The sequence below is a fragment of the Pseudomonas jessenii genome (assembly GCF_002236115.1).
GTDB lineage: Bacteria > Pseudomonadota > Gammaproteobacteria > Pseudomonadales > Pseudomonadaceae > Aquipseudomonas > Aquipseudomonas jessenii.
In genome coordinates this window covers 253,697-280,678 of the sequence record NZ_NIWT01000008.1, presented here as the reverse complement: position 1 = coordinate 280,678, position 26,982 = coordinate 253,697, and the positions used below count along the sequence as shown (strand labels likewise).

Here is a 26,982-nt window from a genome sequence, read left to right as displayed (position 1 = left end):
GTGTGCGCTGAAAATCACTGTGGGAGCGAGCCTGCTCGCGAAGAACGATGACTCGGTCAACCAGCCGGAACACCAGCTGTACCCCGCGCCACAAGCCCGTCCGTCCGGGCTTTTTCAACGCCGATTGAATTATTGCGCCGTTCGCTGGCTCTGCTTGGTTAGGAGACGTTTGCATTCAACGTCCGGGCGCGAAGCAGGTGAGCCATGCCCCGCAACCTCGATGACTACAACCGCATGCGTGATTTTTCGGCGACCACCAAGCCCGCCGCCAAACTTTCACGCCCGGGAAAATCATCGCCACTGACCGGCGCGCGCAAAGCCAGGCTGCCGGACCTGCTAAAGCCGGAGTTGGCGACGCTGGTGGAAAAAATCCCCGACGGACCGTGGCGCTACGAAATCAAGTTCGACGGCTACCGGATCATGGCCCGCATCGACCACGGCGAAGTGAAGCTCATCACTCGCAATGGTCACGACTGGACCCACAAACTGCCAGGGCAGGCCATGGCCCTGACCGCGCTGGGCCTGGAATCGGCATGGCTCGACGGTGAAATGGTGGTGATGGACGAACAGGGTGTCCCTGACTTTCAGGCGCTGCAAAACGCCTTCGAAGCGGATCGCAGCGACGACATTCTCTACTACCTGTTCGACCTGCCGTACCTCAATGGCATGGACCTGCGCGAGGTGCCGGTCGAAGAGCGTCGAGCTGCGCTGGCGACGGTGCTCAAGGCCAGTGAGGAGCCGTTGCTGCGTTTCTCCGAGTCGTTTGGCGAGGAGCCCCGCGCCTTGCTCGACAGCGCCTGCCAGATGCACATGGAAGGGTTGATCGGCAAGCGCCAGGGGTCGCCCTATGTATCCCGTCGCAGCAGCGATTGGATCAAGCTCAAATGCCAGCATCGGCAGGAATTCGTCATCGTCGGTTTCACCGAGCCGAAAGGCTCGCGCCATGCCTTCGGGGCGTTGCTGCTGGGACTGCATGATCACGATGACGGCCAGTTGCGTTATGCCGGCAAAGTCGGCACCGGGTTCAACGAGGCGACCCTGCGCAGCCTCCATGATCAGCTCAAGCCCCTGCAGGTGAAAAAGCCGCCGGTGGTCAATCCACCCGGCGGTTCGCAGGCCAGGGACGTGCACTGGCTCAAACCCCGGCTGCTGGCGGAAGTGGCCTTCGCTGAAATGACCAGGAACGGTTTGGTGCGCCATGCCGTGTTTCATGGCCTGCGCAATGACAAACCGGCACGAGCCATCACCGAGGAGCGCGCGAAAACCGTGAAAACCTCCACTGCGGAAAAGGCTGGCACGGCGAAGCCCGCTGCCACGGGAAAGAAAACCGCACCCGCCCCCTCACAACTCGGTCTGGAGGAGGGCAAGGTACGCATCACCCACCCGGACCGGATGATCGACCCCGGCAGCGGCACCACCAAACTGCAACTGGCGCAGTACTACGCCAGCGTCGCCGAGTGGATCCTGCCCGAACTCAAGGATCGTCCGGTGGCGCTGGTGCGTGCGCCGGACGGTATCGCTGGTGAGCTGTTTTTCCAGAAGAATGCCGAGCACCTGTCGATCCCCGGCATCACCCTGCTGGACAAACAGCTTACCGGCCAGCCGATGATGCTCATCAACAACGTCGAGGCGCTGGTTGGCGCGGTGCAGATGAATGCCGTGGAACTGCATACCTGGATTGCGACGTCTGACAAACTCGACAAGCCGGATCGTTTTATCCTCGACCTTGACCCAGACCCGGCGCTGCCATGGAAACGCATGGTCGAGGCCACGCAGCTGACGCTGTCGGTGCTGGATGAACTGGGGCTCAAGGCGTTTCTGAAAACCAGCGGCGGCAAGGGAATTCACGTGGTGGTGCCGTTGACCCGCAAGCTCGGTTGGGATGAGGTCAAGGATTTCAGCCATGCCATTGTCAGTCACATGGCCAGGCTGTTACCCGAGCGTTTTTCCGCGGTGTCGGGACCGAAGAACCGGGTCGGACGGATTTTCATCGATTACCTGCGCAACGGTCTGGGGGCGACCACCATTTGCGCCTACGCCGTACGTACCCGCGAGGGGTTGCCGGTGTCGATGCCGATCTGGCGCGAAGAGGTGGCCGAACTCAAGGGCGCCAATCAATGGAATCTGCACAACGTGCATGAACGTCTGGCCGAAGTCGGGGATGAGCCTTGGGCGGACATGCCCAAAACCCGGCAAGCGATCACTGCCGAGATGCGCCGGCGGGTGGGGATGAAGAAGTGAACTGTGCCGATGGGAGCTGCTGAAGGCTGCGACCTTTGCATGGTTTCAATAACCTGAAGATCAAAGGATCGCAGCCCGCGGCAGCTCCTACGCGAGCAACCTGTTCTTACTTGAGGAATGCCTGGAAGTCGGTACCCAGTTTGTCGATCGCCGCCTTGAAGTCCTTGGCGGTAATCTTCTGGCTTTCGTTTTTCAGTTCGGTGCCGAACACCTTGCGCACCACTTTGGCTACGGTCTGGTTGCTCTTGGCGTCGACGAACTCGGCTTCGATGAACAGGGTGGTTTCCTGGTCACGGTGACCGGTGGCTGCCTGGGTTGCCCCGACTACGGCCGCGATGGGCACCACTTCATACCACTTCATGCCTTCGTTCTCGGCGTTCACCCCGGTAATCGCCGCGCGCATGATCAGGGGGCGCGAACCCGCCGGTGCGGAAGAGGTGTTGGTCACTACGCGGTATTTCTGGCCCAGCGTAGCCTTGGCCTTGCTGGTCATGTAGTTCTGAATGTCGGTCAGTGTCTGCTGGTTGACACGCTCATCGGGTTTGGGGGCCGGGTAGAGCTCCAGTTTGTTGAACACCACGGTGTCATAGGCATTCGGGTTCCACGCAGGGCTGACCCAACGCATCGCGGTGCCGCCGCTCGGCGTTTCGACTTCCTGCAGGTTGTTGTAGTTGGACAGGAAGCCTGAATATTGCTCCTTCTCAGTCACTTTCGAGGTGCAGCCGCCTAGCAACAGACTGGCCAGCGTAGCGCCGACGAGCAGTTTTCGGGACAGATTCATAGTGGTGTTTACTCCTTGGTTTAAATCGTCATTCTTTCGTTTACAAGACATCAGAATCGCCAGGTCATGTTTCCGTTTATAGCCTGAATCCAGGCATTGTCGAATTGACCGGAGATTCGATTGCCCGATACGGCCTTCGCCTGGTCCACCGGCATGTCGCCGAGCCAGACCATGGCCCAACTGACGTTGACATCGGTGTTCTCGTTCAGAGCATAGGTGGCTCCTGTCGCAATGCGCCAGGATTCATTCATCGGCACGACCACGCTGCGGTTGCTGTCCGAGACGGCGCTGCTGTCGTAGGCCACACCGACGTTCCACAACCACTGTTCGGTGGCCTGGTATTGCGCGCCAAGGGAGAGGTGCCAGGTGTCCTTGAAGCCGGCGTCGACTGTTGTCGATTGCGCTCCAAACGCCGTGGTGTCGACCTCTACGGCGATGTCGCCGAACTCGGACCAGTCCTGCCAGTTGGCCGAGGCGAGCAACGCCCATTGCCGGTCCAGTTGCTGGAAAAGGCTCAGGGTGACGGTTTGCGGCACCTTCATGTCCAGTTCGGTATCGGTGTTGTTGACGCGCTCGAGCAGGCGGCCGTCGCCCTTGACGTCCAGCCGGTCCTTGAAGTCCAGGTCGACCTGGCTGGTGTAGGTCAGGCCGATGCGCGTGCCGGGTTGTGGGGCGTAGATCACGCCCACGTTGGCGCCATAGCCCCAGGTGTTGTCCCGGTACTTGTATTGGCCGTCAGAGCGGTCAGTGAAGCCGAAAGGGGAGCGGTCGATGGCGGTGTCTGCCTTTAACATGCTGTACATGGCCTTGATGCCCAGGCCGACCGACCACTGCTCATTGAAGCGATAAGCCACGCTCGGTACCAGCGACAGGCCGAGCAGACTGGAGTTCTGCGCAAAGTAGCGGCCGGACCAGTCGTTGTCGTAATTGACCGCCAGGCCGAAGTCGCCGTACTGGCCGAACCCGACGCTCCAGTGCTCGTCGAGTTCATGGCTGATGAAGAAGCTGCCACCGGGAATCGGATCGAGGGCGTTGCCACTGCCGCTGCCCGGGGTGTTGGTGCCGGAGTCGCGGTCGAAGCTCAGGTCGCCGTACAGAACCTGCAAGCCGGCGGTGATTTGCGTGCCTGGCAGATAGCTCATGCCCGCGGGGTTGCTGGCGATGGTCGAGGGGCCTTGGGCACGGGCGGCGGCACCGGCGTTGGCCAGGCCGGCGTTATCGGTGCCGATTTCATAGAGCATGATGCCGCCGGCCCAGGCTTGCTGGCAGCACAGGGCAAGTAGCGCAGAGGCGGGCAGGGTAGCTGTTTTCGTCGGCATGGAAATCCCTCAGCAATTGTCCATTTCGAATACGGGTGGACTGAACTCGCCACCCGTGGATTCGGCTGTTACTTGGCCATCTCTGCCCGAGCCGCGGCGATCTTGGCTTTAACCGAGTCGAGGTTGAAACTCGCGCCTTTTTGCATTGGTGGGAACTCGATCGCTGTTTCTGCCAGTTTGGCCACCTGCTGCTGGACGAACACGAAGCGCCAGAACTGGAATTTGAACCAGTCGAAGTATTGTTGCGAACCCTGCGCGGCCTGATTTTCCGGCCAGCCCATGCGCTCGAACGGGTCGAGTCGAAGATTGGTCAGGATCGGCACATCCACAGCAACTTTAGCCCCCATCCAGCCACCCGGTTGGTCAATGAAGCGATATTTGTAGTCGTCTATGCGCACCGCACCCAAGGAGCTCTCTCCGAAGTAGAAAACTTCATGCCGGTTCGACGGACCTTTTCCGGTGATCATTGGCGTTTGATCATAGCCGTCCAGGTGAACTTTGTAGGTGGTGTCGCCCAATTGTTTGCCTTTGAGCAGTTCCGCCGTGATGTTCGGGTTACCTGCCGCCGCGACCAGGGTCGGGAACCAGTCCATGCCGGACATGATGCCGTTGGCAATCTGGTTGGCCGGCACCTTGCCTGGCCAGCGAATGATTGCCGGTACCCGGAAGCCACCCTCCATGACCGTGCCTTTGCCCATGGCGAACGGAGTCGTGCCGCCATCGGGCCAGGTGAAGTTTTCCGCACCATTGTCGGTGGTGAAAATCACGATGGTGTTGTCGTCCATGCCGTCTTTTTTCAGCTTCGCCAGGACGTCGCCCACAATGTCATCGAGCTGCGCCATACCGGCTTCCTGTTCCGACCAGCCATTCTGCGAGTTGCGCATGGCCTCGTACTTGTCGGACAGGTGCGTGACGATGTGCATGCGGGTCGGGTTGAGCCAGACGAAGAACGGTTTGTTGTCCTGCTTGGCCTTGTCGATGAACGAGAAGGCCTTGTCGCGAATCTCCTCGTCGACGGTTTTCATCCGCTCCGGATAGAGCGTTCCGGCGTCTTCGATTTTCTGCTTGCCGACCTTGCCCCAGCGCGGCATCACGGTCGTGTCATCAGTGGTGGAGGCCCAGCTGTGGACCATGTTGCGTGGGCCGACGCTGTCTAGCAGCTCCTTCGGATAATTGGGGTGTGCGGGATCTTCCATGGCGTCGAGGTGATAGAGGTAGCCGAAGAACTCATCGAAACCATGGACGGTGGGCAGGAACTGGTTCAGGTCGCCCAAGTGGTTCTTGCCGAACTGGCCGGTGGCATAACCCATGGCCTTGAGTGCGGTCGCGATGGTGACGGCTTCGGCGGGAATACCCACGGGCGAGCCGGCCTGGCCGACGGTGGTCATGCCTGTCCGAATCGGCAGTTCGCCGGTAATGAAGTTGGCGCGCCCGGCGGTGCAACTGGCCTCGGCGTAATAGTCAGTGAAACGCATGCCTTCGTTCGCTAGCTGATCAAGGTTGGGGGTTCTGCCGGCCATCATGCCTTGGTTGTAGACGCCGATATTCGACCAGCCCACATCGTCGCCCATGATCACCAGGATGTTGGGAGCTTTGTCGGCGGCCAGGGTCAGGCCGGGAAACGCCATCACAGACAGCAATAGGGGGGCCGCAAACAGCGTGGATAAGGTTGTCCGATTCATTTCGAGCTCCTGCGCACTCGCGTGAGTACATCGAGACGAGCCCCCAACCGTCGTTGAATTTCGTAACCCCCGCGAAGAGCGTAGGTTTGAATTGCGAAATATCCAGTAATGGATAGTCAGAAAGCACTGATTCAGGAGCATTGCGCCGAAAGAGTGTTCGCTCAAAAACACCCGCTAAATTGAGGCGGCGAGCGCTACTCGCCGCCTCAATCGCCATTACCGGTCGGCAGTGGCAGCCAGCAATGGTGCAATTTGCTCATCGGTCAATGCGGCATGCACGTCCATGCTCATCAGGTCGTTCCACTCCAGCACCCATTTTTGAATCGGCACCAGATCACTCGCCTCGGCAATGCCGAAGCCGGCCGAGCTCCCTACGGCGTGCCAGCGTCCGTGCATGGTGACGCCTTCGGGCGGTGCGCCACCGGTCTTGAGGAAACGTGCGATTGCGGCATCACGGTTGTCCGGGCTGATTGTCCAACTGACGATGAATAACATCGGCTACCTCCTGTTACGGATTGGCACCGGTTTTTATGCGCGCACCTGGCTGGCGCCGGGGCCGTGGCCGCGCTTGGGTTTGCAGTTCCATCCTGGCTGGCTTGCGGCAAAATCTCCCATGGAAGGCATAGCAGCGCCTCGTGATTCATGTACGACCGCTGATCTTGTTCAGGTGCCTGTTCGAGGGGGTAACGGATGCGTGTTTCACCAGCGAAACATGGGCAGCGGGCGCAGCGGCGAGCGAATGAATTGACGGGCTGAAAGCTTCATCAGCATCGAGTGAAAGCCGTGATCGGGAAAGGTCGCCTGCACGGTTTTGATGAAGCTGCGGGGCAGGCCGAAACGCACCAGGCCCAGGGACACATCCACCAGATCGGCCTGGCGGAAGGGTTCGACGCTGGCAGCATAGGCGCCGCGATACCGGCGCAGTTTGTGATGCTCAAGTATCAATGCGCTGACTTCATCCTTCAGTTCCGCTCGTTGCTGGTTGTCGAGGTACTCGGTGGCCAGGGCAATGGACGGCGGCAGGTAGTCGAGGGTGTCATCGGTCCAGATGCCCAGGTCATGAAACGCCGCCGCGATTTGGACGGCGGCCGGGGGCAGGCCATCGGCACCACTGAGGGCTCCATGGAAATTCAGCACCCGGTAAATGTGGTTGCGGTAGCCCTGCAGGTCGGCCCCGATGGCCAGGGCGAACGAGGTGAGAATCTCGTCGGTGAGGGGGAGTTCGAGAAGAAGCTTCATCAGGCGTCACGCAACAGGTCGTTGGCATTGAGCAGTTCGTAGGCGATCTCCGGGCGCTTTTCCATGGCCCGGCGAATGGCGGCGGGGATGTTGGCGCGGGTCTTGCGGCACAGCCCCGGCAGTTCGCCAATCTGGATACCGATGCCGCGCATGGTGCGCACTTCGTTGAAACCGGGTGCGATGTCCACGCGGATGCCCAATTGTTCGAGCATGCGCCGTTGCAGGTGCTCCAGATCGCTCAGGCTCTGCAGGTTCTCCAGGCGTTCGATCAGGCGTTTTTCTTCATTGCGGGTCAGAAACAGAATGCGCAGGTCCGCCCCTGGTGTTTCCAGCAACGGGTCACGCCCGCAGTCGCAGGCGCCGGGCGGGCAGGGTGAGCGGATCGCAGCGGTGGTGGTCATGGGGATCAATCATAGAGCGCTGTGATCGAGTTTGCCCATAGGGATTTCGGGGGTTTTACAATGCAATGTAGGAGCGAGCTTGCTCGCGAAGGTGTGTCAGTCGACATCAACGTAGCTGACACTCCATCGCGAGCAAGCTCGCTCCTACAGGGGTTGCGGTGAACCTGGCTAACTCATTTCAGTACCAGCATCCGGTAAACGCCATCTTCGACTTCGATCCCGTGGGTGTCATGGGTGAAGCCGGGGAAGGATTTGTCGAAGGCTTCCAGTGCCTTGAGATACGCCAGCAACGGACCGTCCGCAGGCCCTGCGTTCTCACCCGGCATGAGCAGCGGGATGCCTGGTGGATACGGCACGATACCGGTCGCGGCAAGGCGTCCGGCGGCCTCGTTGAGCGTCACCAGTTCGATGTCGTTACGCACCAGTTTTTCGTAGGCCTCCACCGGGCTGAACTCGGCTTTTGGCAGGGTGCCGAAGGCCTGGGACATGTTGGCGGTGGTCTTGTGTTTCTTCATGGCGGCGAAGATTTCGTCGGCCAGATCCTTCAGGCCCATGCCGGCATAGCGATGCTGGTTGGCGTTGTACAGGTCGGGCAGGCACAGCTCGAGCTCGGCGTTGTCGTCGTAGTCACGCTTGAAGTCGAGCAGGGCGTTGAGCAGCGTGCCCCACTTGCCTTTGGTGATGCCGATGGAGAACAGGAACAGGATGGTGAAATCGGTGGTTTTCTCGACCACGATACCCTGACGGCCCAAGTACGCCGTGACCACGCAAGCGGGGATACCGGAGGCGAGCAGGCTGCCGTCGTCGCCCATGCCCGGGCTGAGCACCGAGACCTTGATCGGGTCGAGCATGCAGTAGCCGTCTTCGATGTCGCCGAAGCCGTGCCATACCGCGTTCGGGTGCAGGACCCAGCAGTTCGGATCGGTTTTCAGCGTAGCCGGGTCGACCTCATGGAACGGCACGGCCGCTGCGCCAACCTGTACGGTCGGCGGCTGCCAGCAGGTGAAGAACCAGTCGTTCTTGCCCACCATCTCGTTGTGCATGCGCGAGAGAACCTGGCGGAAGCTGATGGCTTCTTCAATCGACTCGTTGGTGAGGATCTGCCCGCTCGGTGCTTCCATCATCGCCGAGCTGACGTCGCAGGACGCCATGATCGCGTAATTTGGCGAGGTCGAGGCGTGCATCATGTACGACTCGTTGAAACGCGCATGTTCGATCGGGTTACGCCCGTCACGCACGTGGATCATCGAGGCCTGGGACAGGGCAGCCAGCAATTTGTGGGTCGACTGGGTGGCGAACACGGTCGGCTTGGACTTGTCGTGATCGGCCGGGTTGCCGTGCATGGCATGGCGTCCGCTGTACAGCGGGTTGAAGCGCGCATAACCGTACCAGGCTTCGTCGAAGTGCAGACGGTCCACGCTTTCGCCCAGCAGTTCTTCGACGCGGGTGACGTTGTAGGTCAGGCCGTCGTAGGTGGAGTTGGTGACAATGGCGTGCACTGGCGTCGGGTCGATGCCTTGCTTGACCAGCGGGTTGTTGGCGATCGCGGCTTTCACGCCTTCGGCGCTCAGGGTCTGCGGCAGGATCGGGCCGATGATGCCGTAGCGGTTGCGGGTCGGCACCAGGTAGGTCGGAATCGCCCCGGACAGGGTCATCGCGTGCTCGGCGGACTTGTGGCAATTGCGGTCGCACAGGGCGATCTGGTTGCGCGTGACGCTGGCCATGAGGATGACGCGGTTGGACATCGACGAGCCGTTGGTCACGTAATACGTGCGGTGGGCGCCGAAGACTTTGGCGGCATAGCGTTCACCCTGGCCGATAGGGCCACTGTGATCGAGCAGCGAACCGAGTTCGCCAACCGAGATCGACAGGTCGGAACGCAGCAGGTTCTCCCCGAAGAACTCGTAGAAGGCCCGGCCTGCGGTGCTCTTCAGGAAAGCCGTGCCGCCGGCATGGCCTGGGGTGTGCCACGAGTATTCATAGTTGCGGGCAAACTTCACCAGCGCGCCGAACATCGGCGGCAGGGCGGCCTGGCGATAGCGTTCGATGGCCGCCAGGATGCGCCCGCTGAGGAAACGGGAGGTGTCCTCGGGCAGCCAGATGAAGTCGTCGGCGTGTTGCATGACCAGCAACGGAATGCTCGACGCGGTGGTGCGGTCGCTGATCAGGAACACCGGCACTCGCGTATTGCGCTCGCGCAGCTTGACCAGCAATTTGGTGCAGTCGGCGTGGCCTTCGCTGGTGTCCATTTCCCACCGGATGAGCACGCATTGAATGGCAGGGTCCGAGCGCAGGATCGAGGCGGCGTCGGTGAGGCTTTCCGAGGCCAGTACGCTGACGCCACGTCCCTCTACGTCGTGGACCAGTTGATCCAGGGCGCGGCCAAACACCGTTCGCTTGTCCGGCGGACTGCTGACCAGTAGCGCCAGCATGCCCAGCGAGTGTTTATATTCCGTCATGATTGATCCTCCAGAGTTAATTCAGGTTGTTGACCGGCACTGGCTCGGCAGTGAGGTGCTGCGCGCTGACGGTTTGTGTCGGTACGCTGTTGTTGAGCGCTTCGAGGCGGATCAGGCGGTTGTTGACGAAGCCGAACAGGGTGTAACCAACGATGGTGGCCACGCCGCCCAGCATCAGCGCCTGTTCACCGGAGCTGTACAGCGCCAGGTAGCTGTAGGCCGCTGCGATCAAGGCAATGATGTTGGTCGCCAGCGCCTTGCTTTCCGGCACGTTGGAGACTTTCTGCATGGTCATCAGCGCGGCCATGGACAGGATGTAAGGCACCAGGTTGGTGACCACCGCGAGGTTGACGAGGGTGTCGAACTGCTTGCTCAAGTCGGGGCTGATGGTGAGCAGGGCCAGCGCGGTCTGTGCCGCCAGCAGCACCAGCATGCCGACAATCGGCGTTCCCGCTTTGTTGCCCTTGGCAAAGATCGGCAGGAAGTAACCGGTGTCCGCCGAGCTTTTGTACACCTGGGCGATGGTGAACTGCCAACCCAGCAGCGAACCGATGCAGGCGAGCACCATGGCCGCCATCACGATGTCGCCGACCATCGGGGTGAACATCTTGGCGAACACCAGACCGAACGGCGCAGTGGACGCGGCCAGTTCTTCGTTGCCGACGATACCGAAGATGACGTTGGTGGAGACGATGTAGATCACCGCTGCACCCAGGGTGCCGCCCAGCACGGCAATCGGTACGTTGCGCTCAGGGTTTTCCACCGCGTCGGTGTTGGCGCAAGCCGATTCCAGGCCGAGGAAGGCCCACAGGGTAATTGCCACCGAGGCGCCTGCCGCTTCGAACCAGCCTTTGTCGTGGGGGTTCCAGCCAGCGGCGTATACGCTGCTGTCGAACCAGAACCAGCCCACCGTTGAGACCAGCACCACCGGTGCAATCACACCCCAGACCGTCACCGCGCCGATACGGCCGGTAATGCTGGCGCCGCCAAAGTTGGCGAAGGTGGTGATCCACAACAGGGCAATAGTGGCCAGGCCTACTTGCAGTGAGTCGAGTTCTATCCCGAACAACACCTGGATATAACCGACCGCTGTAATACTGATCGCCACGTTGGCTATCAACAGCGAGAGGCCGTAGGTGTAGTTGGTGATGTAGTTACCTGCTTTACCGAAGGTGTATTCGGCATAACCGCCCATGCCGCCGGTCTTGCGGCTGAGCATCCCGCATCGCGCAAAGGCGTACGCCAGAGCGAGGGAGCCGGTGGCCGTTATCAGCCAGGAGAGGATCGAAATTGCACCGACTTCCGCGAGTTTCGTCGGTAGCAGCACAATGCCTGAGCCCAACATGTTGACCGCGGTCAACATTGTCAGTTGCCCCACACTCATTTTCTTTGCGACTGACATTCCGTTGCCTCACTTAGTTGGCGATTGAGAGTCTTAGCTATAGCAAAGGATTGAAAACTCGCAAGAAATAACGTCACACATCTCGTTTTCGCACTAATTTGCAAAAAAGGCACGATGCTGGCCCCCAAGTTTAAAAATCCTCAGCAAAATTAGTTCATTTTCAGCTAGTTAAATAGGTCAAGATGCGCAAGACATGGATCGCGTTAATGCCGTTAGTTATCGCGGGTGTAGCCCATTCGGCTCAAGCCAAAGAACTGGCCACCCAGGATCAATACATGTGCAGTTGGGGGGCGGGAACCGCCGCAAGGGCACAGGAGCTCAAGCTTTCAGGCGTTTCTCTGTACGCCGCACGCCAAAAAATCCAGGTCTACAAGTTTGCAAAATCCTGGATGCGCATGATGGCACTTGGCATTACAGAGCAAACTTATGACAGTCCGTCGCGATTCAAACCGACTGCTGTACGCCAGAGCTTTTATGAGGACTGCGTCAGGTACAAGTTGGCGCGTAAATAAAGTAGAAGGGGGCGCTGGTCGGATCGACCGCGAGGCGGGGCTGCGACGACTATATTGATTGACCATCCCAGCGACCCGATGGGGTGAAAACCGGTTTTTTACAACTCAATCAGGAGGTCATCATGAGCCAGATCGATAAAGTGTTGTACACCGCCCAAACCCACACCACCGGCGGGCGTGACGGCGCGTCCCGCAGCTCCGACGGAATCCTCGATGTGAAGCTGTCGTCCCCGGGCGCGGGTGGCGGCGGAACCAATCCGGAGCAACTGTTCGCTGCCGGGTGGTCCGCCTGTTTCATCGGCGCCATGCAAGTTGCAGCCAGGGAAATGAAAGTGGCGTTGCCCAAGGATGTGGCCGTCGATGCCGAGGTTGATTTGGGCACCAATGAAGGCGGCTATCTGCTGCAGGCGCGGCTCAATGTCAGCCTGCCGGGGCTGGACCGTGAAACCGCACAAAAAATCGTCGACACCGGGCACCAGTACTGCCCGTACTCGAAAGCCACGCGCAACAACATCAACGTGGTGCTCAAGCTTGTTTGAGTTGACGTGAAAAGGACTCGTATTCACTGAAGATCAAACTGTGGGAGCGAGCTTGCTCGCGATGGCGGAGTGTCAGGCGACATCGATGTCGAATGTTCCTGCCTCATCGCGAGCAAGCTCGCTCCCACAGGCTCTGTGTTTTAACTGACGGAGCAATCAATTCATCTTGCTGTGATCATGCATCATCTTGCTGTGATCCATGGTGTTAATCGCCTTGGCAACGGCTTCAATCTGAATCGACTCTTTCTCGCCCTTGGCGTCTTCCACGGTCAGGGTCAGTGGCACCTTGTCGCCTTCCTTGATCTGACCTGTGAGATTCATCAGCATGATGTGATAGCCGTTTGGATTGAAGCTCACCGGCTTGCCGGCTGGCAGCGCAACGGACGGCACCTGCTGCATTTTCATCACGTCGTCTTTCATGCTCATTTCATGAATCTGCACTAGCTTGGCAACCGGCGTTTGCACACTCAGCAACTTGCTGTCGCTGCTGGCGGTGACGGTCATGAAGGCGCCGCTCGACGGCTGGCCGGCCACGGTGGCGCGGACCCAGGCGTCGTCGACCCGGGTTTGTGCCGATACCTGAAAGGCCAAGCCGACCAGGGACAAGCCCAGTGCCAGTTGCTTGCAGCCTTGCACGAAGCGGTTTTTAGCTTGCGGGGCATTCATTTCAGCAAACCTCCATCACGGTGAGCAGGTCTTCTGCGCACTCTTTGGCCGTCAGGGACGCGGACAGCCCCAGGCGCAGATTGCCCCGGGAGTCGAAGACAAAACTGGTCGCGGTATGGGAGAGGGTATAGGTATCGCCGCTCGGGACCTTCTCAAAGAACACGCCGAATTCCTTGGCGGTGGCGGCGGTTTCTTCAAGCGTGCCGTACAGGGCTTCGAAACTCGGGTCGAACGCCTTGACGTACTGGTCCAGCAACTCTGGCGTGTCGCGTTCAGGGTCCAGGGTGATGAAGATAACCTGTAGCCTTTCGCCATCGCGCCCCATCAGCTTCTTGGCCTGCGCGGCGCGGGCCAGGGTGGTCGGGCACACGGCCGGGCATTGGGTGAAACCGAAGAACACCATCGGCATCAGGCCGCGATAGCTGCCCAGCATCCTGGTTTCGCCTTCAGGGTTCTTGAGCTTGAAGTTACGCCCCATGATCTTGTCGCTGAGGTCCTTGCCGTAGTTGAACGACAGCTTGCTGCTGTCGTCGCAACCGGCGAGCAGGCCCAGGCTCAACAGGCCCATGCCTTGCAGGACAGTCCGGCGGGTATACAAAGTACTCATGAAAAAAGCATCCTGTTGAACAGGCTGAAATGACAGCGTGATGACTGTACAGACGAAAAAATCGCGGGGATGTTAACAAACTGTGCCGGTGTCGGAGGGGCGGATACGACCATTGGACCGACGGGGAGGCGTGACATAGTGTCGCGCCGGCAGGCCGACACCTGTGGCGAGGGGGCTTGCCCCCGTTGGACTACGAAGTAGTCCCAATCCAGGCAATGCGGTTTGTCAGGTAAACCGCATTCATCTGTTTGGCGACCGCTTCGCGGCCGAACGGGGGCAAGCCCCCTCACCACAGGCAAGCCCCCTCGCCACAATGTTTCGGTCGGGTTTAGCGACGCAATTGCGCGCAATGATCCTGTTCCGGTTGCGCGGCGGTGTACCACACGTAATCCGCATTCTCGGCGGTCACGGTCTTGCCCGCTTCGGCCAGGATCAGCACCGCATTCCCTTCACCGGCACCGAGGTCTTTCAGGTGCAGTGGCACCCCCAGATCCTTGCGCACGTGGAAGGCACCGGCCAGCAGCAACGCCGGCGTCGGTGCGGCCATCAGGCGCTCGGCCATGCGCCGGTCACGCTGTTGTTGCACGGCGAGCATTGCTGGCATCTGCGCTTCGGGCAGCAGGCCGCAATGGGATTGGCGGATGTCATCCAGCAAGGTCGCCCGCACCTGTTGGGTGGTGGACGCTTGCCCCGTAAGTACCGGGCGCTGTTTGTAGATTTGCATGATCTGCACGCGGTCCAGGTTCGCCGCCAGCAGCGGATTCGGTTGCCGCAGCGCGTAGGTGACGAGTGCGCCATAAACACTCCAGTCCCAATTTGCCTGCCAGGCCAGCGCCGTGAACGCATCGGCCGGTGGCTGGCCCGCGCGGGTCACGGCTTGCGCGGCATCGACCCTGGCCTGTTGATCGGGGTTGAGCATCTCCATCAGCAGGCTGCCCTGGGGGCGTTGTGTCGCCAGTTCGCGCAGCAGCCACAATTGCAGGGCGTGGTGGTCCGGGTTGTCGTGCTGTTCACCGACCAATACCCGAGGCACAACGGCCAGGCGTTGGACAAGTTCTTGCGGCGTCAGCGTACGGCCCGTGGCGAGTTCACGGATGACTCCGAGGTCGGCGTGATCACGGCTGTGCGGGGCGATCGGCGCCGGCAGTGGTGTGACCTGATGGATTTGGCAGGCAGCCAACAGGCTGAATGCACAGAGCAACAGAAAGCGCATAGGTTTTCCTTATTGGACAGGTGCCCCCTCGATGACAGAAGAGGGAGCGGCATCAGCGCGCGATGATCAGCGGGTGGCCGCGTTCCGGGTGCTGGTGAATCAGCACTTGTAGTCCATACACCGCCGCCATCGCTTCGGTGGTCAGCACGTCTGCCGGTGGACCGTAGGCGTGGGGCAGGCCCTGATGCAACAACAGTAGTTGATCGCAGTAACGGGCGGCCAGATTGAGGTCGTGCAGAATCACCAGCACGGCGACCCCGCGCTCGGCGAAGTCACGCACGGCTTGCAAAATGGTGTGCTGATGCAGCGGATCGAGCATCGACGTCGGCTCGTCGAGCAGCAGGGTTTGCCCTTCGGCACCAGGCCAGAGCTGAGCGAGCACCCGCGCCAGATGCACACGCTGGCGTTCACCGCCGGACAGGGCCAGGTAGCTGCGTCCGGCAAGATGAAGCGCATCGGCGGCTTTGAGCGCCTCGTCGACGATTTCGGCATCGCGCACGCGGCCGCTGGCGTGAGGCAAGCGACCCATGCCGACGATTTCATTGACCGAAAACGCAAAGCTCAGGCTCGAACTCTGCGGCAGCACGGCCAGGCGCTTGGCTCGTTCCTGTCCCGGCCAGTCGGCGAGAGGACGCTCGTCGAGGCTGACCCTGCCTTCACTGGTCGCCAGCTCACCACACAAAGCGGCGAGCAGGGTGCTTTTGCCGGCGCCGTTCGGCCCCAGCACACCCAGCACTTCCCCGGGGCGCAACTCGATATCGATGTTCGTCAGCACCGTGCGCTTGCCACGGCGTATCAGCAGGTTGTTTGCCCGCAGCATCAGGAGCGTCCTCGCACCAGCACATAAAGAAAGAACGGAGCGCCGATCAGTGCAGTCACGATACCGATTGGCAATTCGGCTGGCGCCAACAACAAACGCGCCGCCAGATCGGCCAGCAATAGCAGGCTGGCACCGGCCAGCAACGACGCGGGCAGCAACACCCGGTGATCCGGGCCGACCAGCAGGCGCATCAGATGCGGCACCACCAGGCCGATGAAACCGATCAGCCCGGCCGCCGCGACTGCCGCGCCGACGCCGAGCGCCGTGCACAACACCAGCTCAAGTTTGATCCGCTCGATGTCAAAACCCAGGTGACGGGCCTCCGACTCACCCAGCAGCAATGCATTGAGCGCCGCCGCCCTGCGGGGCAACCACAACGCCACGCCCAGGGTGACGATCAGCAACGGCCACAAGCGCGGGTAACTGGCACCGTTGAGGCTGCCCAGGTTCCAGAACGTCAGGGTGCGCAAGGTGGCATCGTCGGCCAGGTAGGTGAACAGCCCGACCCCGGCACCGGCCATGGCCGTCATCGCCACACCCGCCAAGAGCATGGTGGCAACGTCGGTTTGCCCGTTGCGGCGACCGAAGCGATACACCACCGCCGTGACGATCAAGCCACCGGCAAAGGCGCACACCGATAGCAAGTAGGGTTCGATCGCAGGCGGCAAGCCACCGAGCAGGCTGCCGCCGACGATGGCAAGGGCGGCACCGAGCGCAGCACCGCCGGACACACCGACCAGACCCGGATCGGCCAAGGGATTGCGGAACAACCCCTGCATCGCCACGCCGGACAACGCCAGTACCGACCCCACGGCGATGCCGAGCAAGCTGCGCGGCAGGCGAATCTGCCCGAGGATCAACTCCGCCTGCTGCGTGTCACCACCGTCAAGTGGCAACCCGAGCAGACGCATCCCGCCCAGCAAGGTATCGCCCAGGGGCAGGCTGACCGGTCCGAGGGCCAGGGACAGCCAGAACACCAGCACCAGCAACAGCAGCAAAAAGATCAACGTCGGACGCGGCCGAAAAATGGCCGTCATGGGCTGATCCCGGCGGTCTGCGCTTTGGCGTCCGGGTAGAGCGCCGTGACACAGGCCAGCAGTGTTTTGATACGCATCGGGACTATTCCTTAGCCGATCAGAGGGGGGGCGGGTATCGAAACTTTCGTAGCGGGTGATGATGCCATTGACGCGCGGCTTACGCACACGCCACGGGCGAGCACCTTGAACCAGATGTCCATCCAGCGCCCGTTGTGCAGTGCTTCTGATTATGAGAAGAACTTGTGATCATCACGATTAAAATGAGTTTGTCTCACTCGCTGACACTGTCGACAATGGCTCCCATCGAACGCATTGGAGTTATTTGACATGGCTGTGGCCCATTCCCTTGGTTTTCCGCGCATTGGTCGCGACCGCGAACTGAAAAAGGCTCAAGAGGCGTTCTGGAAGGGCGAACTCGACGAAGCCGGTCTGCGCACCGTGGGCCGCGACCTGCGCAAGACCCACTGGGACTTGCAGAAAAAGGCCGGTATCGAGCTGCTGCCGGTCGGCGACTTCGCCTGGTACGACCAGGTCCTGACCCACTCGTTGATGTTCGGTGTGATCCCTGAGCGATTCCGTCCGCACGATGGCAAGGCCAGCCTGCAAACCCTGTTCGGCATGGCGCGCGGTGTGAGCGACAGCTGCTGCGGCGGCGCGCATGCCCAGGAAATGACCAAGTGGTTCGACACCAACTATCACTACCTTGTCCCTGAGTTCAGCGCCGATCAGCAGTTCCAGCTCGGCTGGGACCAGTTGTTCGAAGAAGTCGAGGAAGCCCGCGCACTGGGGCACAACGTCAAGCCGGTGATCATCGGCCCACTGACTTACCTGTGGCTGGGCAAGGCCAAGGGTGTCGAATTCGACAAGCTGGAGCTGCTGGATCGTCTGTTGCCGTTGTACGGCCAGATCTTCCAGCGCCTGGCGGCACAGGGCGTCGAGTGGGTGCAAATCGACGAGCCGATCCTGGTGCTCGACCTGCCGCAGGACTGGAAAAACGCCTTTGAGCGGGCCTACAACCTGATTCAGCGTGACCCGTTGAAGAAACTGGTCGCCACGTACTTCGGTGGGCTGGAAGAAAACCTGGGCCTGGCCGCCAACCTGCCGGTGGACGGCCTGCACATCGATCTGGTGCGCGCACCTGAGCAGTACCCGACCATCCTCGATCGCCTGCCGGCCTACAAAGTGCTGTCGCTGGGCCTGGTCAACGGCCGTAACGTCTGGCGCTGCGACCTGGAAAACGCGTTGGCCACCTTGCAGCATGCTCATGAGCGTCTGGGTGATCGGCTGTGGGTCGCGCCATCCTGCTCGCTGCTGCACAGCCCGGTTGATCTGGGGCGTGAAGACAAGCTCGATGCCGAACTGAAAAGCTGGCTGGCGTTTGCCGTGCAGAAGTGTGAAGAAGTCGCGGTGCTGGCTCAGGCCGTCAACGAGCCGGAAGCGCCGAAGGTGCTTGAAGCGCTGACCCAAAGCCGCGCCGTGCAGGCAAGCCGTGCTGCGTCGCCACGCATCCACAAACCGGCCGTGCAGGCGCGTGTGGCCGCCATCACTGTCAAGGACAGCCAGCGTCATTCGCTGTTTGCCCGGCGCATCGAGAAACAGCGCGCCGGCCTGAACCTGCCGCTGTTCCCGACCACCACCATCGGTTCGTTCCCGCAAACCGCGTCGATCCGTCTGGCTCACCAGTCGTTCAAGCAAGGCAAGCTGACCGAAGCCGAATACACCGAAGCGATGCACAGTGAGATCCGTCACGCCGTGCAAGTGCAGGAAAACCTGGGCCTGGACGTGCTGGTGCACGGTGAAGCCGAGCGTAACGACATGGTCGAATACTTCGCCGAGCAACTGGACGGCTATGTGTTCACCCGTTTCGGCTGGGTCCAGAGCTACGGCTCGCGTTGCGTGAAACCGGCGGTGATCTTCGGTGACCTGAGCCGCCCGAAAGCCATGACCGTGGAGTGGATCCGCTATGCCCAGGGCCTCACCGACAAGGTGATGAAGGGCATGCTGACCGGTCCCGTGACCATGCTGATGTGGTCGTTCCCGCGTGAAGACGTGACCCGCGAAGTGCAGGCTCGTCAACTGGCCCTGGCGATCCGTGATGAAGTGGTGGACCTGGAAGCCGCCGGGATCAAGATCGTGCAGATCGACGAAGCCGCATTCCGCGAAGGCCTGCCGTTGCGCCAGGCGCAGTGGCAGCACTACCTGGACTGGGCGACCGAAGTGTTCCGTCTGTGCGCCTCCGGTGTGCGCGACGAAACCCAGATCCACACCCACATGTGCTACAGCGAGTTCAACGATGTGATCGAGTCCATCGCCGCCATGGATGCCGACGTGATCACCATCGAAACCTCGCGCTCGGACATGGAACTGCTGGACGCGTTCGAAGCCTTCGCCTACCCGAACGAAATCGGCCCGGGCGTGTATGACATCCACTCGCCAAGGGTGCCGGACTCCTCGGAAATGGCCAACCTGCTGCGCAAGGCCGCCAAGCGTATTCCCGCCGACCGCCTGTGGGTCAACCCGGACTGCGGCCTGAAGACCCGCGGTTGGCCGGAAACCGAAGCGGCGCTGGTGCACATGGTCAACGCTGCGCGTCAGCTGCGTAAAGAGTGGGCCTGACGCTGTATTGGGTGCACCACTGAAACCTGTGGCCTCATCGCGAGCAAGCTCGCTCCCACAGTGATTTGTGTGGTTCGCAGATTTTGCGTACAGCCACTGAACCTGTGGGAGCGAGCCTGCTCGCAGAGGCGGAATGTCAGGCGAAATCGATGTTGAATGTGCCGGCCTCATCGCGAGCAAGCTCGCTCCCACAGTGATTGGGGTGGTTCGCAGATTTTGCGTACAGCCACTGAATCTGTGGGAGCGAGCCTGCTCGCAGAGGCGGAATGTCAGGCGAAATCGATGTTGAATGTGCCGGCCTCATCGCGAGCAAGCTCGCTCCCACAGTGATTGGGGTGGTTCGCAGATGTTGCGTACAGCCACTGAACCTGTAGGAGCGAGCTTGCTCGCGATGGCGGAATGTCAGGCGAAATCGATGTTGAATGTGCCGGCCTCTTCGCGGGCAAGCCCACAGGAATTTGGGTGGTTCGCAGATGTTGCGTACAGCCACTGAACCTGTGGGAGCGAGCTTGCTCGCGATGGCGGAATGTCAGGCGAAATCGATGTTGAATGTGCCGGCCTCTTCGCGGGCAAGCCCGCTCCCGCAGTGATTGGGGTGGTTCACAGATGTTGCGTACAACCACTGAACCTGTGGGAGCGAGCTTGCTCGCGATGGCGGCATGACAGGCGAAATCGATGTTGAATGTGCCGGTCTCTTCGCGAGCAAGCTCGCTCCCGCAGGGATGTTCGGCGGGGCAAGAACTGTGTGCGATATTAAAGCCACTCAGCGCCGTGGTTCGGCCACCAACAGCAATGACTGCGGCACGGGGCTTTGCGGGTGCTGTGGCTCCTGCAGGCCGGCCAATGCAAAACCGGCCATGTCCAGAGCATTCAGCCAACTGGACAGGGTGCGGAAATACCATGGCATGGGCTGCCACTGCCCCTTGAAGCCAGAGAAGTTCTCTTCCCGCCAGCCATCCTGGTAGTCGCCCGCCGCAGCCGCCCACGGGTGCAGCGTCTGGATCAGCAGCGCGCCACCCGGGGCGAGCAGGGTGTTCATGGCGGCGAGCAGGGGGATGATGTCCTGATGCAGCAGGGCGAAGTTGGCGCAGATCAGGTTGTAGTCGCGGCCGATGTCGACTTTCGCTTCAGCCAGTTGTTCATAGCTCGCCAAATGCACCCGAGCAGTGCCCGCCGTCCGCGCCGCCTCCACCAGCGTCGCATCGCCATCCACGCCGACCGCATCGATGGCCCGGTCTGCCAGCGCACGCAACAACCAGCCTTCACCGCAACCCAGGTCGAGCACACGCTCGGGCTGGCGACCCAGCACCGCCAGCAGGATGGCCTGGTCGGTGACCTTGAGGCGGCTTTCGATGGTGCCGCTGCGTATGGCGTCGATCCAGGCCCGGGCGTTGTGGTGCCAGCTGTCGAGGAGGGTGGATTCGGGGGCTGACATGGTCGATGTCCGGCGTGATGGGTTGGATGAAAGGATAGGGCAACAGAAGACTTACGGTGGAGCCGGTTTTACCCGGCACCACCGATAGCACAGCAAAGGATGGACCCGCGGCTAGGCGCTTTTGGTGGCTGCCAGATGATAGGCAACCAGCGCATTGGCGTGACCATGACCCATTCCGTGTTCGGTTTTGAGCCAGGCCACCATCTCCATGTGTTTCTTGTCGCTGACAGACTTGAGCAGGTCCAGCCAATGGCTGATCGGCTGCCCGTACTTCTTTTCAATGGACGGGAAGTACGAAGCCGGCCCTTTGGTTTTTGTCTCTTCGGTCACGATGCAAACTCCCTTTTCGATTTTCCAGGTTCGAAAACAGCACCGGTTACGTTACTTATTTGCCGTCAACGCGTCCATCGTCCGGGCGGTTGATGTTGAAGCGGGGCGGGGCAAATTGTTCTCAGTAATTCATCCCGTCATCGATCGCGATGCCTTGGGCACGCATGGCCTTGATCAACTCACCACGGGTGCCGGGCAGGTTGAGCATGGTCCTGGCGCGCAACGCCATGACTTCTTCGGAGGTGTAAGGCTGATAATCGGCCGGCATGCTGCTACCCGCCATGCCGTCTTCGCGCAACAGCCAGTTGAGCAGGTCCGCCAGTTGTGCGTTGTTCAGCGCTGACTGCGACATGCCCGGCACCCGCACGAGGAATTCGCGGCCACCGGGCACTTTCAGGAAGTTACCGACGAAACCTTTCATCCGTGGCGTGTCGTTGGCGGCCGAACCCGTGCCGTCGCCCAGGTGGCAACCGGCGCATTGCAGCTGGTAGTTCACGCCGACGCTGTAGCCGGCCTGGGCAATCGGGGTTTGAACGTCTTCGTTGCCCGGCGCATGGCTCTGCGCCGGGTTGGGAATGGCCCGGGCGAAAGCGAGCGGGGCGCTCAGGGCGCAGACGAGACCGAGCAATATCAAACTACGCATGTAATCCAACTCCGCTGATGACCGGTTTGGCACCTGTTGTAGGAGCGAGCTTGCTCGCGAAGGACGTCAACGATAACGCGGGCTATCTGGTTTAACGCGTCGCCCTTGAGTTCTTCGCGAGCAAGCTCGCTCCTACAGGTACACACAAAGCAGTAAAAAAAAGAAAAGCAGCCACAGAAAAAAAGCGCCGATTGCGCGAGCAACCGGCGCAAAGCGCGTTCTTTAAACGGCGACGCCGCGGATGACCGAAACGGTGCAGTGGTAGATGTGCGATTTGGCGGCCAGGCACCAGTTCACATCGTTGTTGTTGAACGGGCGGTAGGCCGGTTCTTCACTGTCGTTACGGGTACAGGCGCACTGGGCGCAGCTTTGCTTACCGCAGCAGTCGTTGTACGAAATGATGTAGTCCTTGCCGTCGGCCGGGTTGCGGCAGGTGCCGATCCAGGTCACTTGCGAGGCTTCGGTGCCCGGTGGGCAGGACGTCACCGACCCACCGCAGCAGCTGCACAGAAAGCCGTCGATGGAGCAGTAGCGCCAGTAGTCGCAGCTGTTCGGATCACCCGGGTCGCCGGCCTGCGCCGGCTCCGCGGCCAGGGCCTTGCTGGTGCGGTCCAGCGGCAGCAACAGGGGCAGGGCGGCACCGGCCACCATCAGCGAACCCATGCGTGCCAGCAGTTTGCGGCGCGAAGTGGTGTCGGCGACACGGCGGGACGAACGCTCAAACAACAGATCCAGCAGTTTCATAAAGGTCTCCCTGCCTTATCAGTGGCTATGGCCGTGGCTGTGGTCGTGATCGTGGGTGTGCGGTTGGGCATTGAGGTATTGCTGCAACGTGGCGTGCTTCAAATGCTCGACTTCGAACAGGCTGTCCAGATGCTCACGGGAGTTGACCAGGCCCTTGGCGCGCAGGGTGCCGGCCTTGTCGATCAGCGCGGCGTACGGCAGCTTGCCGATCTGGTAGGTCATGCCCACTTCCGGACCGACCACGTAGGTGGCGTCTTCAAGTTTGTGTTCGCGGATCAGCGCTTGTTGGGCGTCCATGTCGCCATCGCTGACGAACACCACATCGAGGCGGTCCGATTGCTCCTTGGCGATGGATTTGATCGCTGGCAGCAGCGACTTGCAGATCGGGCAGGTCGGCGAGAGGAAGAACAGCAGTTGCGATTTCTCGCCGGCGTAACCGAAGTTCACCGGACGACCGTGACGGTCGCTGGCGGTGACTTGCGGCGCGGGTTCATTGACCGCCACCCCTTTGTCGACCATTAGCGCGCCAGCCGGGGCGAGACGACCGTGCAGCACGCCGATCTGCCGCACCAGGCCCATGACGACAAACGCCACGGCCACCAGCAGCACCCAGAGCAGAACGTTGGAAACAATCAAGCCTTCCATTTCGATTACCTACCAATCAATTTGAGCAGAAGAGGGGAGTTCGCCAGCAGCCCATCGGCGGCGGCGTAGATGAGCAGCGCAACCGCGGCGGCAGCCAGGGTCACGAACCCATCGAACAGGTTGAGGTCGCGGGCAACCGGCGCCACGCTGGCCACCAGCGCCAGCGCTATCAGTGCGCTGTTACGTGCCAGCAGCACCGGACGCAGCGGCTGTGCCTGGTCGGGACCGGCGCAACCGCAGTCGATGTCCGCGCGACCGCGCCACAGGTTGATGCCGATGGCGGCGGCGTACAGGGCCAACAGGCTGGCGGCGCTCAACGCGGCGTAACCACGGCTGACCGGCACCAGCAGGGCAAAGGCAATGGCCAGTTCCAACAGCGGCACCAACCGTGCCGTCGGGCGCACCAGCGCCTCGGGCAGCAGTTGGTAGTCCGCCAGTTGCCGGGCGAAGCGGGCCGGCGCGCGCAACTTGTGGGTCGCTGCGCTGGCCAGCAACACCGCGATGGCGATGGCGCTGGCAATGATGAAGATCGGATCTGTGTGCATGGCCGAACCTCTTAGTAGCTCAGGACCTGAGTCGCGGTTTTGGCGACTTTCGGCATGCTGCCGGTGAGCTTGTTGCTCTTCAGATCGAAAATCTGCAAACCGCCTTCCACGTCGGTGCCGAGCAACAACGGCTTGTCGTCGCCGGTTGCCTGCATGCTCCACACCGGAACCGGGGCTTCCAGAGTCGCCACCTTCTTGTGGGTCTTGAGGTCAAACGCCCAGATCAGCGGGCTCGGGTCTTCCCACTTCATCGGTTCGTGGGCGTCGTGCATCAGCACGTACAGGCGGTCCAGCTTCGGCGCCACGGCCATCATCTGCCAGCCACCCGGCGCCCAGCCGGCCTTTTTGTCTTCGTCGGAAACCAGCGACCAGGATGGCAAGACCTTCGGCGCATCACCGGCGAAATCCACCGGGCGCACGGTGCCGGTCGTGGTGGTGAAGTAGTAGGTATCGCCGACGTTGACGGCGCGCTCTACCAGTTTTTCCGCGTTCGGATCAAAGAACGGCGTGCGGCTGCGCGCGGTTTCCTGGCCCTGATCGTTGAGGGTCACCACTTGCAGGCTGCCATCGCCGCACAGCGAGGCGAAGCGGCGGTTACCGACCGGGTAGTTGAGCACGCAACCGGGGATGGCGATTTCCGTGGCAACCGCCTTGGTCTGGGTATCGACCACGGTCACCGAAGTCGACGGGGTGAAGTTGTAGACGTAGACGAACTTGTCGTCGCCGCTCGGCTTGAGCGCATAACGCTGGGTCAGCGATTCGGCGCGCTTGTTCGGAATCAGCACTTCCCAGGCCGGCGACAGGGTCGAGCTGTCCCAGGCGGTGAGCACGTCGGTGCGGGTGCCGCGAGTGCCCCGGGAATACCAGATGTCCGCGCTGTAGATGGTTTTTTTGTCGTGACTGAGGGTCGACGGCGCGGCAAAACCGGTCGGCACCATGCCGAGGATGCGCTTCTGGTCCGGGTCGACCACGGTCACGCGGCCAGCGACAAAACTGTCGAACTCGACGTCGATGACAAACGCGCGGTGAGCTTCGGGTGGAAACGCCAGAACGGTCTGGCCAATCGTACCGGCGGGAAGGTCCGCGTGGGCACTGTTCAAACCGAGTACAAGCAGGCTCAGGCCTAGCGCTGACTGTACGGAGATCCTGTTTGTTCGCATAAGGGGAACTTCCTGAATTGTTGGTAACGCGGATCGCGGGTGCTTTGGCAGATTTTTACCCTTTGATTCTGCCGTGCCCCGAGATCGGGAGAATTGCCCTGCCTGCCAAGTGTTTGTGTGTCTGTGCCAGTGTCATGAAACTGGCTGCACAATCTGATAAGGCGGGGGTTTGACTGGCGTCAGAGGTGGGAAGGGCGAAGCTGCATTTGTGGCGAGGGGGCTTGCCCCCGTTGGGTCGCGAAGCGGCCCCAGCATTTGCCAGTCACACCGTGCCAGCAGGTTTTGCGGCTGCTGTGCAACCGAACGGGGGCAGGCCCCCTCGCCACAGGATTTGTGTATGTCAGACCGCAGTAGTGGCGCAGGTCAGGCGGGATTGGCGAGGGGAAGGGAGAAGGTAAACACCGCGCCGCACGGCTCCAGGTTTTGCGCCCAGATATCGCCACGATGCCTGCCGATGATGTTCTTGCACAGCGCCAGGCCAATGCCATTGCCACTGACCTTGGACGAGAAAAAGCCGTCGAACAGCTTTTCCTGCGCCTGGGCCTGGATGCCGCGACCACAGTCTTCGATGCGCACCAGGGCCACATCGTTCTCGCGACTGGCGTGGATACGCAACAGGCGTCGTTCAGTGGGCAGGTCGGCCATTTCTTCAATGGCGTTGAAGGCCAGGTTGAGGATCACCTGGCCGATCAGCACCTTCTCGCAACTCACCCGCAGCGGTTCGGACGCGGCGACGATTTCCACGCGCACCAGGCTCGGATCGGCCCGCAGGCTGATGAAGTAGCGGGTTTCGCGCAGCAGCTCATTAAGGTCGACCAGCTCTTCAGTCTGCTCCAGCTTGACCACGTAATCGCGCACGCTCTTGATGATCACCGAGGCATGCTCGATTTGCCGCACGGCGCTCTGCAAGCCCCAGGCGACGCCTTGATCGGTTTCCCCCGTGTTGCCCAGGCGAATCACTGCGCCTTCAATAAAGTTGCGGGTCGCCGCCAATGGCTGGCTCAGCTCGTGGGCGATGGCCACGGCCATTTCGCCCATGGCGTTGTAGCGCGCCAGGTACTCGAGCTTCTGCTCGCTGACTCGCCGCGCCTCTTCGGCCTGCACCTGCTCGGTCACGTCGCGGAACAGCAGCAGATGGCCGACCAGATCGTCCTCGATCTCGATGTAGCGGCAGGTTGCGTCATGCCAGCGCCATTCGCCGTCCCGGCGCTGCACCTTGTAGTGCACGTTGAACGGCGCGTGCTCCGGCGTCTCATGGGCGAACTGTTGCAACAAGCGCTGACGCGAAGCGTCGTCGCACCAGGCCAGGAAGTTCTCGCCCATCAGCTGGTGCACTTCGCTGTCGAGCAGGTGCGCGCCGGAGTCGCTGATAAAACCTATATCGCCCTCGGGGCCGAGCACCGCCACACCTTCGGCCAGGTCCTGCATGAACGCCTTGAGCCGGCTCTCGAAACGCTTGAGGTCGCGCTTGACCTTGTCCTCTTTGGAAATGTCACGGAACTGCACCATCAACACATCGCGACCGTCCAGGTGCACCAGGGTCGCCACCGCCTCGGAAAGAATCTCCACCCCTTGCTTGGAGCGATAGCACCACTCGATGGTCCGTTGCCCGGTGCGCGCGGCCCGTTCGAGCCAGCGCAAACCTATGGAACGCCGGTATTTCGGCGCATCGCGGGTCATGTCGGAGGCCTTCAGCGGCGTCAGTTCTTCCAGGGTAAAGCCCAACGCCGCCAGGGCAGCGGCGTTGGCCCAGAGAATTTCCTTGGTGTGCGCGTCATGAAGAATGATGCACAGCGGCATGGCTTCGATCAGCGCATAAAAGTCGTTCGGTTTTGGCTGGTACATCGCACGGCCCCTGGCGGCAGAGATTTGCAGTATGGCGTTTTATACCTGCTCGCACAGCGGGATGCGCTCAGAGGTTACCGGCGTGGGTCTAGGGGTTTTCT

General features: G+C 61.1%; 25 protein-coding genes. 4 read left to right on the top strand and 21 right to left on the bottom strand.

From position 1 onward, the window contains the following. The first annotated feature begins 204 nt into the window (after nt 1-204). On the top strand, nt 205-2,241 hold the full coding sequence (ligD, locus tag PSJE_RS26285) for a DNA ligase D (RefSeq protein ID WP_090454777.1): 2,037 nt from the start codon (nt 205-207) through the stop codon (nt 2,239-2,241). 106 nt (nt 2,242-2,347) lie between these two features. Here the strand turns inward: ligD and PSJE_RS26280 are convergent, their stop codons facing one another. From PSJE_RS26280 to potE, 8 genes are all read right to left on the bottom strand, one after another. Further along, nucleotides 2,348-3,022 carry a DUF3313 domain-containing protein gene (locus tag PSJE_RS26280; RefSeq protein WP_057715435.1) on the bottom strand — a complete coding sequence of 225 codons (675 nt, stop codon included), beginning with the start codon at nt 3,020-3,022 and terminating at the stop codon, nt 2,348-2,350. 50 nt (nt 3,023-3,072) lie between these two features. Further along, complete coding sequence (locus tag PSJE_RS26275) at nt 3,073-4,341, bottom strand: OmpP1/FadL family transporter (RefSeq protein WP_090454779.1); 1,269 nt, start codon at nt 4,339-4,341, stop codon at nt 3,073-3,075. Between the two features lie 68 nt (nt 4,342-4,409). Beyond that, nucleotides 4,410-6,023 (bottom strand): arylsulfatase, encoded by a 1,614-nt coding sequence (locus tag PSJE_RS26270; protein ID WP_057715433.1) that lies wholly within the window; start codon nt 6,021-6,023, stop codon nt 4,410-4,412. Nucleotides 6,024-6,239: 216 nt separating this feature from the next. Beyond that, on the bottom strand, nt 6,240-6,518 hold the full coding sequence (locus tag PSJE_RS26265) for a DUF3303 domain-containing protein (protein ID WP_057715432.1): 279 nt from the start codon (nt 6,516-6,518) through the stop codon (nt 6,240-6,242). Between the two features lie 204 nt (nt 6,519-6,722). Then, entirely contained in the window at nt 6,723-7,262 is a 540-nt protein-coding gene (locus PSJE_RS26260) for a hypothetical protein (protein WP_057715431.1), read from the bottom strand. Beyond that, on the bottom strand, nt 7,262-7,663 hold the full coding sequence (locus PSJE_RS26255) for a hypothetical protein (protein WP_008050481.1): 402 nt from the start codon (nt 7,661-7,663) through the stop codon (nt 7,262-7,264). Before PSJE_RS26255 ends, PSJE_RS26260 begins: the two co-directional genes overlap by 1 nt. A 173-nt stretch (nt 7,664-7,836) precedes the next feature. Continuing rightward, the gene (locus tag PSJE_RS26250; RefSeq protein ID WP_057715430.1) at nt 7,837-10,122 is read right to left on the bottom strand and encodes an Orn/Lys/Arg family decarboxylase; all 2,286 of its coding nucleotides are present in this window, start codon (nt 10,120-10,122) and stop codon (nt 7,837-7,839) included. A gap of 16 nt (nt 10,123-10,138) precedes the next feature. Further along, nucleotides 10,139-11,524: a putrescine-ornithine antiporter gene (potE, locus tag PSJE_RS26245; protein ID WP_090454781.1), complete on the bottom strand. Its 1,386-nt coding sequence runs from the start codon at nt 11,522-11,524 to the stop codon at nt 10,139-10,141. 182 nt (nt 11,525-11,706) lie between these two features. On the opposite strand from potE, the gene PSJE_RS26240 reads away from it, so the two are divergent. After that, nucleotides 11,707-12,036, top strand: coding sequence for a hypothetical protein (locus tag PSJE_RS26240; protein ID WP_090454782.1), 330 nt, complete (start codon nt 11,707-11,709; stop codon nt 12,034-12,036). Nucleotides 12,037-12,158: 122 nt separating this feature from the next. Then, nucleotides 12,159-12,575, top strand: a complete 417-nt coding sequence (locus PSJE_RS26235; RefSeq protein WP_046040328.1) for an organic hydroperoxide resistance protein — start codon at nt 12,159-12,161, stop codon at nt 12,573-12,575. A 156-nt stretch (nt 12,576-12,731) separates the two neighbouring features. On the opposite strand, the gene PSJE_RS26230 is transcribed toward PSJE_RS26235, so the two are convergent. The 5 genes from PSJE_RS26230 to PSJE_RS26210 all read right to left on the bottom strand — a co-directional run bounded on the left by PSJE_RS26230 (nt 12,732) and on the right by PSJE_RS26210 (nt 16,864). Continuing rightward, complete coding sequence (locus PSJE_RS26230) at nt 12,732-13,241, bottom strand: copper chaperone PCu(A)C (RefSeq protein ID WP_090454783.1); 510 nt, start codon at nt 13,239-13,241, stop codon at nt 12,732-12,734. A 1-nt stretch (nt 13,242) separates the two neighbouring features. After that, on the bottom strand, nt 13,243-13,848 hold the full coding sequence (locus tag PSJE_RS26225) for an SCO family protein (RefSeq protein ID WP_057715426.1): 606 nt from the start codon (nt 13,846-13,848) through the stop codon (nt 13,243-13,245). A 328-nt stretch (nt 13,849-14,176) separates the two neighbouring features. Beyond that, on the bottom strand, nt 14,177-15,061 hold the full coding sequence (locus PSJE_RS26220) for a ChaN family lipoprotein (RefSeq protein WP_090454785.1): 885 nt from the start codon (nt 15,059-15,061) through the stop codon (nt 14,177-14,179). Between the two features lie 52 nt (nt 15,062-15,113). Then, nucleotides 15,114-15,881 carry a heme ABC transporter ATP-binding protein gene (locus PSJE_RS26215; RefSeq protein ID WP_090454787.1) on the bottom strand — a complete coding sequence of 256 codons (768 nt, stop codon included), beginning with the start codon at nt 15,879-15,881 and terminating at the stop codon, nt 15,114-15,116. Continuing rightward, nucleotides 15,881-16,864, bottom strand: a complete 984-nt coding sequence (locus tag PSJE_RS26210) for a FecCD family ABC transporter permease (protein ID WP_167362890.1) — start codon at nt 16,862-16,864, stop codon at nt 15,881-15,883. The genes PSJE_RS26215 and PSJE_RS26210 overlap by 1 nt, the downstream gene beginning before the upstream one ends. 381 nt (nt 16,865-17,245) lie before the next feature. Here PSJE_RS26210 and metE point away from each other — a divergent pair, with 381 nt between their 5' ends. After that, complete coding sequence (gene metE / locus PSJE_RS26205) at nt 17,246-19,534, top strand: 5-methyltetrahydropteroyltriglutamate--homocysteine S-methyltransferase (RefSeq protein WP_090454789.1); 2,289 nt, start codon at nt 17,246-17,248, stop codon at nt 19,532-19,534. A 763-nt stretch (nt 19,535-20,297) separates the two neighbouring features. Here the strand turns inward: metE and PSJE_RS26200 are convergent. The 8 genes from PSJE_RS26200 to PSJE_RS26165 all read right to left on the bottom strand — a co-directional run bounded on the left by PSJE_RS26200 (nt 20,298) and on the right by PSJE_RS26165 (nt 26,881). Next, nucleotides 20,298-20,969 carry a class I SAM-dependent methyltransferase gene (locus PSJE_RS26200; RefSeq protein WP_090454791.1) on the bottom strand — a complete coding sequence of 224 codons (672 nt, stop codon included), beginning with the start codon at nt 20,967-20,969 and terminating at the stop codon, nt 20,298-20,300. 111 nt (nt 20,970-21,080) lie between these two features. Beyond that, on the bottom strand, nt 21,081-21,299 hold the full coding sequence (locus PSJE_RS26195) for a DUF4287 domain-containing protein (protein ID WP_057715420.1): 219 nt from the start codon (nt 21,297-21,299) through the stop codon (nt 21,081-21,083). Nucleotides 21,300-21,420: 121 nt separating this feature from the next. Beyond that, on the bottom strand, nt 21,421-21,942 hold the full coding sequence (locus tag PSJE_RS26190; protein ID WP_090454793.1) for a cytochrome C: 522 nt from the start codon (nt 21,940-21,942) through the stop codon (nt 21,421-21,423). A gap of 222 nt (nt 21,943-22,164) precedes the next feature. Beyond that, a complete protein-coding gene (locus PSJE_RS26185) occupies nt 22,165-22,686 on the bottom strand; it encodes a methylamine dehydrogenase light chain (RefSeq protein WP_008050506.1) in 522 nt (173 codons plus the stop codon). Between the two features lie 18 nt (nt 22,687-22,704). Continuing rightward, the gene (mauD, locus tag PSJE_RS26180) at nt 22,705-23,331 is read right to left on the bottom strand and encodes a methylamine dehydrogenase accessory protein MauD (RefSeq protein WP_090454794.1); all 627 of its coding nucleotides are present in this window, start codon (nt 23,329-23,331) and stop codon (nt 22,705-22,707) included. Between the two features lie 5 nt (nt 23,332-23,336). Then, complete coding sequence (locus PSJE_RS26175; RefSeq protein WP_090454795.1) at nt 23,337-23,876, bottom strand: MauE/DoxX family redox-associated membrane protein; 540 nt, start codon at nt 23,874-23,876, stop codon at nt 23,337-23,339. Between the two features lie 11 nt (nt 23,877-23,887). Next, nucleotides 23,888-25,036, bottom strand: coding sequence for an amine dehydrogenase large subunit (locus tag PSJE_RS26170; protein WP_090454796.1), 1,149 nt, complete (start codon nt 25,034-25,036; stop codon nt 23,888-23,890). A gap of 363 nt (nt 25,037-25,399) precedes the next feature. Further along, entirely contained in the window at nt 25,400-26,881 is a 1,482-nt protein-coding gene (locus tag PSJE_RS26165) for a sensor histidine kinase (protein ID WP_090454797.1), read from the bottom strand. Nucleotides 26,882-26,982: the final 101 nt, after the last annotated feature.

Coding starts and splice junctions, on each gene's coding strand:
- PSJE_RS26165 (WP_090454797.1), bottom strand. CDS start 26,881: ATGTACCAGCCAAAACCGAACGACTTTTATGCGCTGATCGAAGCCATG.
- metE (WP_090454789.1), top strand. CDS start 17,246: ATGGCTGTGGCCCATTCCCTTGGTTTTCCGCGCATTGGTCGCGACCGC.
- PSJE_RS26280 (WP_057715435.1), bottom strand. CDS start 3,022: ATGAATCTGTCCCGAAAACTGCTCGTCGGCGCTACGCTGGCCAGTCTG.
- PSJE_RS26265 (WP_057715432.1), bottom strand. CDS start 6,518: ATGTTATTCATCGTCAGTTGGACAATCAGCCCGGACAACCGTGATGCC.
- PSJE_RS26225 (WP_057715426.1), bottom strand. CDS start 13,848: ATGAGTACTTTGTATACCCGCCGGACTGTCCTGCAAGGCATGGGCCTG.
- PSJE_RS26250 (WP_057715430.1), bottom strand. CDS start 10,122: ATGACGGAATATAAACACTCGCTGGGCATGCTGGCGCTACTGGTCAGC.
- ligD (WP_090454777.1), top strand. CDS start 205: ATGCCCCGCAACCTCGATGACTACAACCGCATGCGTGATTTTTCGGCG.
- PSJE_RS26275 (WP_090454779.1), bottom strand. CDS start 4,341: ATGCCGACGAAAACAGCTACCCTGCCCGCCTCTGCGCTACTTGCCCTG.
- PSJE_RS26185 (WP_008050506.1), bottom strand. CDS start 22,686: ATGAAACTGCTGGATCTGTTGTTTGAGCGTTCGTCCCGCCGTGTCGCC.
- PSJE_RS26220 (WP_090454785.1), bottom strand. CDS start 15,061: ATGCGCTTTCTGTTGCTCTGTGCATTCAGCCTGTTGGCTGCCTGCCAA.
- PSJE_RS26240 (WP_090454782.1), top strand. CDS start 11,707: ATGCGCAAGACATGGATCGCGTTAATGCCGTTAGTTATCGCGGGTGTA.
- potE (WP_090454781.1), bottom strand. CDS start 11,524: ATGTCAGTCGCAAAGAAAATGAGTGTGGGGCAACTGACAATGTTGACC.
- PSJE_RS26175 (WP_090454795.1), bottom strand. CDS start 23,876: ATGCACACAGATCCGATCTTCATCATTGCCAGCGCCATCGCCATCGCG.
- PSJE_RS26200 (WP_090454791.1), bottom strand. CDS start 20,969: ATGTCAGCCCCCGAATCCACCCTCCTCGACAGCTGGCACCACAACGCC.
- PSJE_RS26215 (WP_090454787.1), bottom strand. CDS start 15,881: ATGCTGCGGGCAAACAACCTGCTGATACGCCGTGGCAAGCGCACGGTG.
- PSJE_RS26230 (WP_090454783.1), bottom strand. CDS start 13,241: ATGAATGCCCCGCAAGCTAAAAACCGCTTCGTGCAAGGCTGCAAGCAA.
- PSJE_RS26170 (WP_090454796.1), bottom strand. CDS start 25,036: ATGCGAACAAACAGGATCTCCGTACAGTCAGCGCTAGGCCTGAGCCTG.
- PSJE_RS26235 (WP_046040328.1), top strand. CDS start 12,159: ATGAGCCAGATCGATAAAGTGTTGTACACCGCCCAAACCCACACCACC.
- PSJE_RS26270 (WP_057715433.1), bottom strand. CDS start 6,023: ATGAATCGGACAACCTTATCCACGCTGTTTGCGGCCCCCCTATTGCTG.
- PSJE_RS26260 (WP_057715431.1), bottom strand. CDS start 7,262: ATGAAGCTTCTTCTCGAACTCCCCCTCACCGACGAGATTCTCACCTCG.
- PSJE_RS26190 (WP_090454793.1), bottom strand. CDS start 21,942: ATGCGTAGTTTGATATTGCTCGGTCTCGTCTGCGCCCTGAGCGCCCCG.
- PSJE_RS26255 (WP_008050481.1), bottom strand. CDS start 7,663: ATGACCACCACCGCTGCGATCCGCTCACCCTGCCCGCCCGGCGCCTGC.
- mauD (WP_090454794.1), bottom strand. CDS start 23,331: ATGGAAGGCTTGATTGTTTCCAACGTTCTGCTCTGGGTGCTGCTGGTG.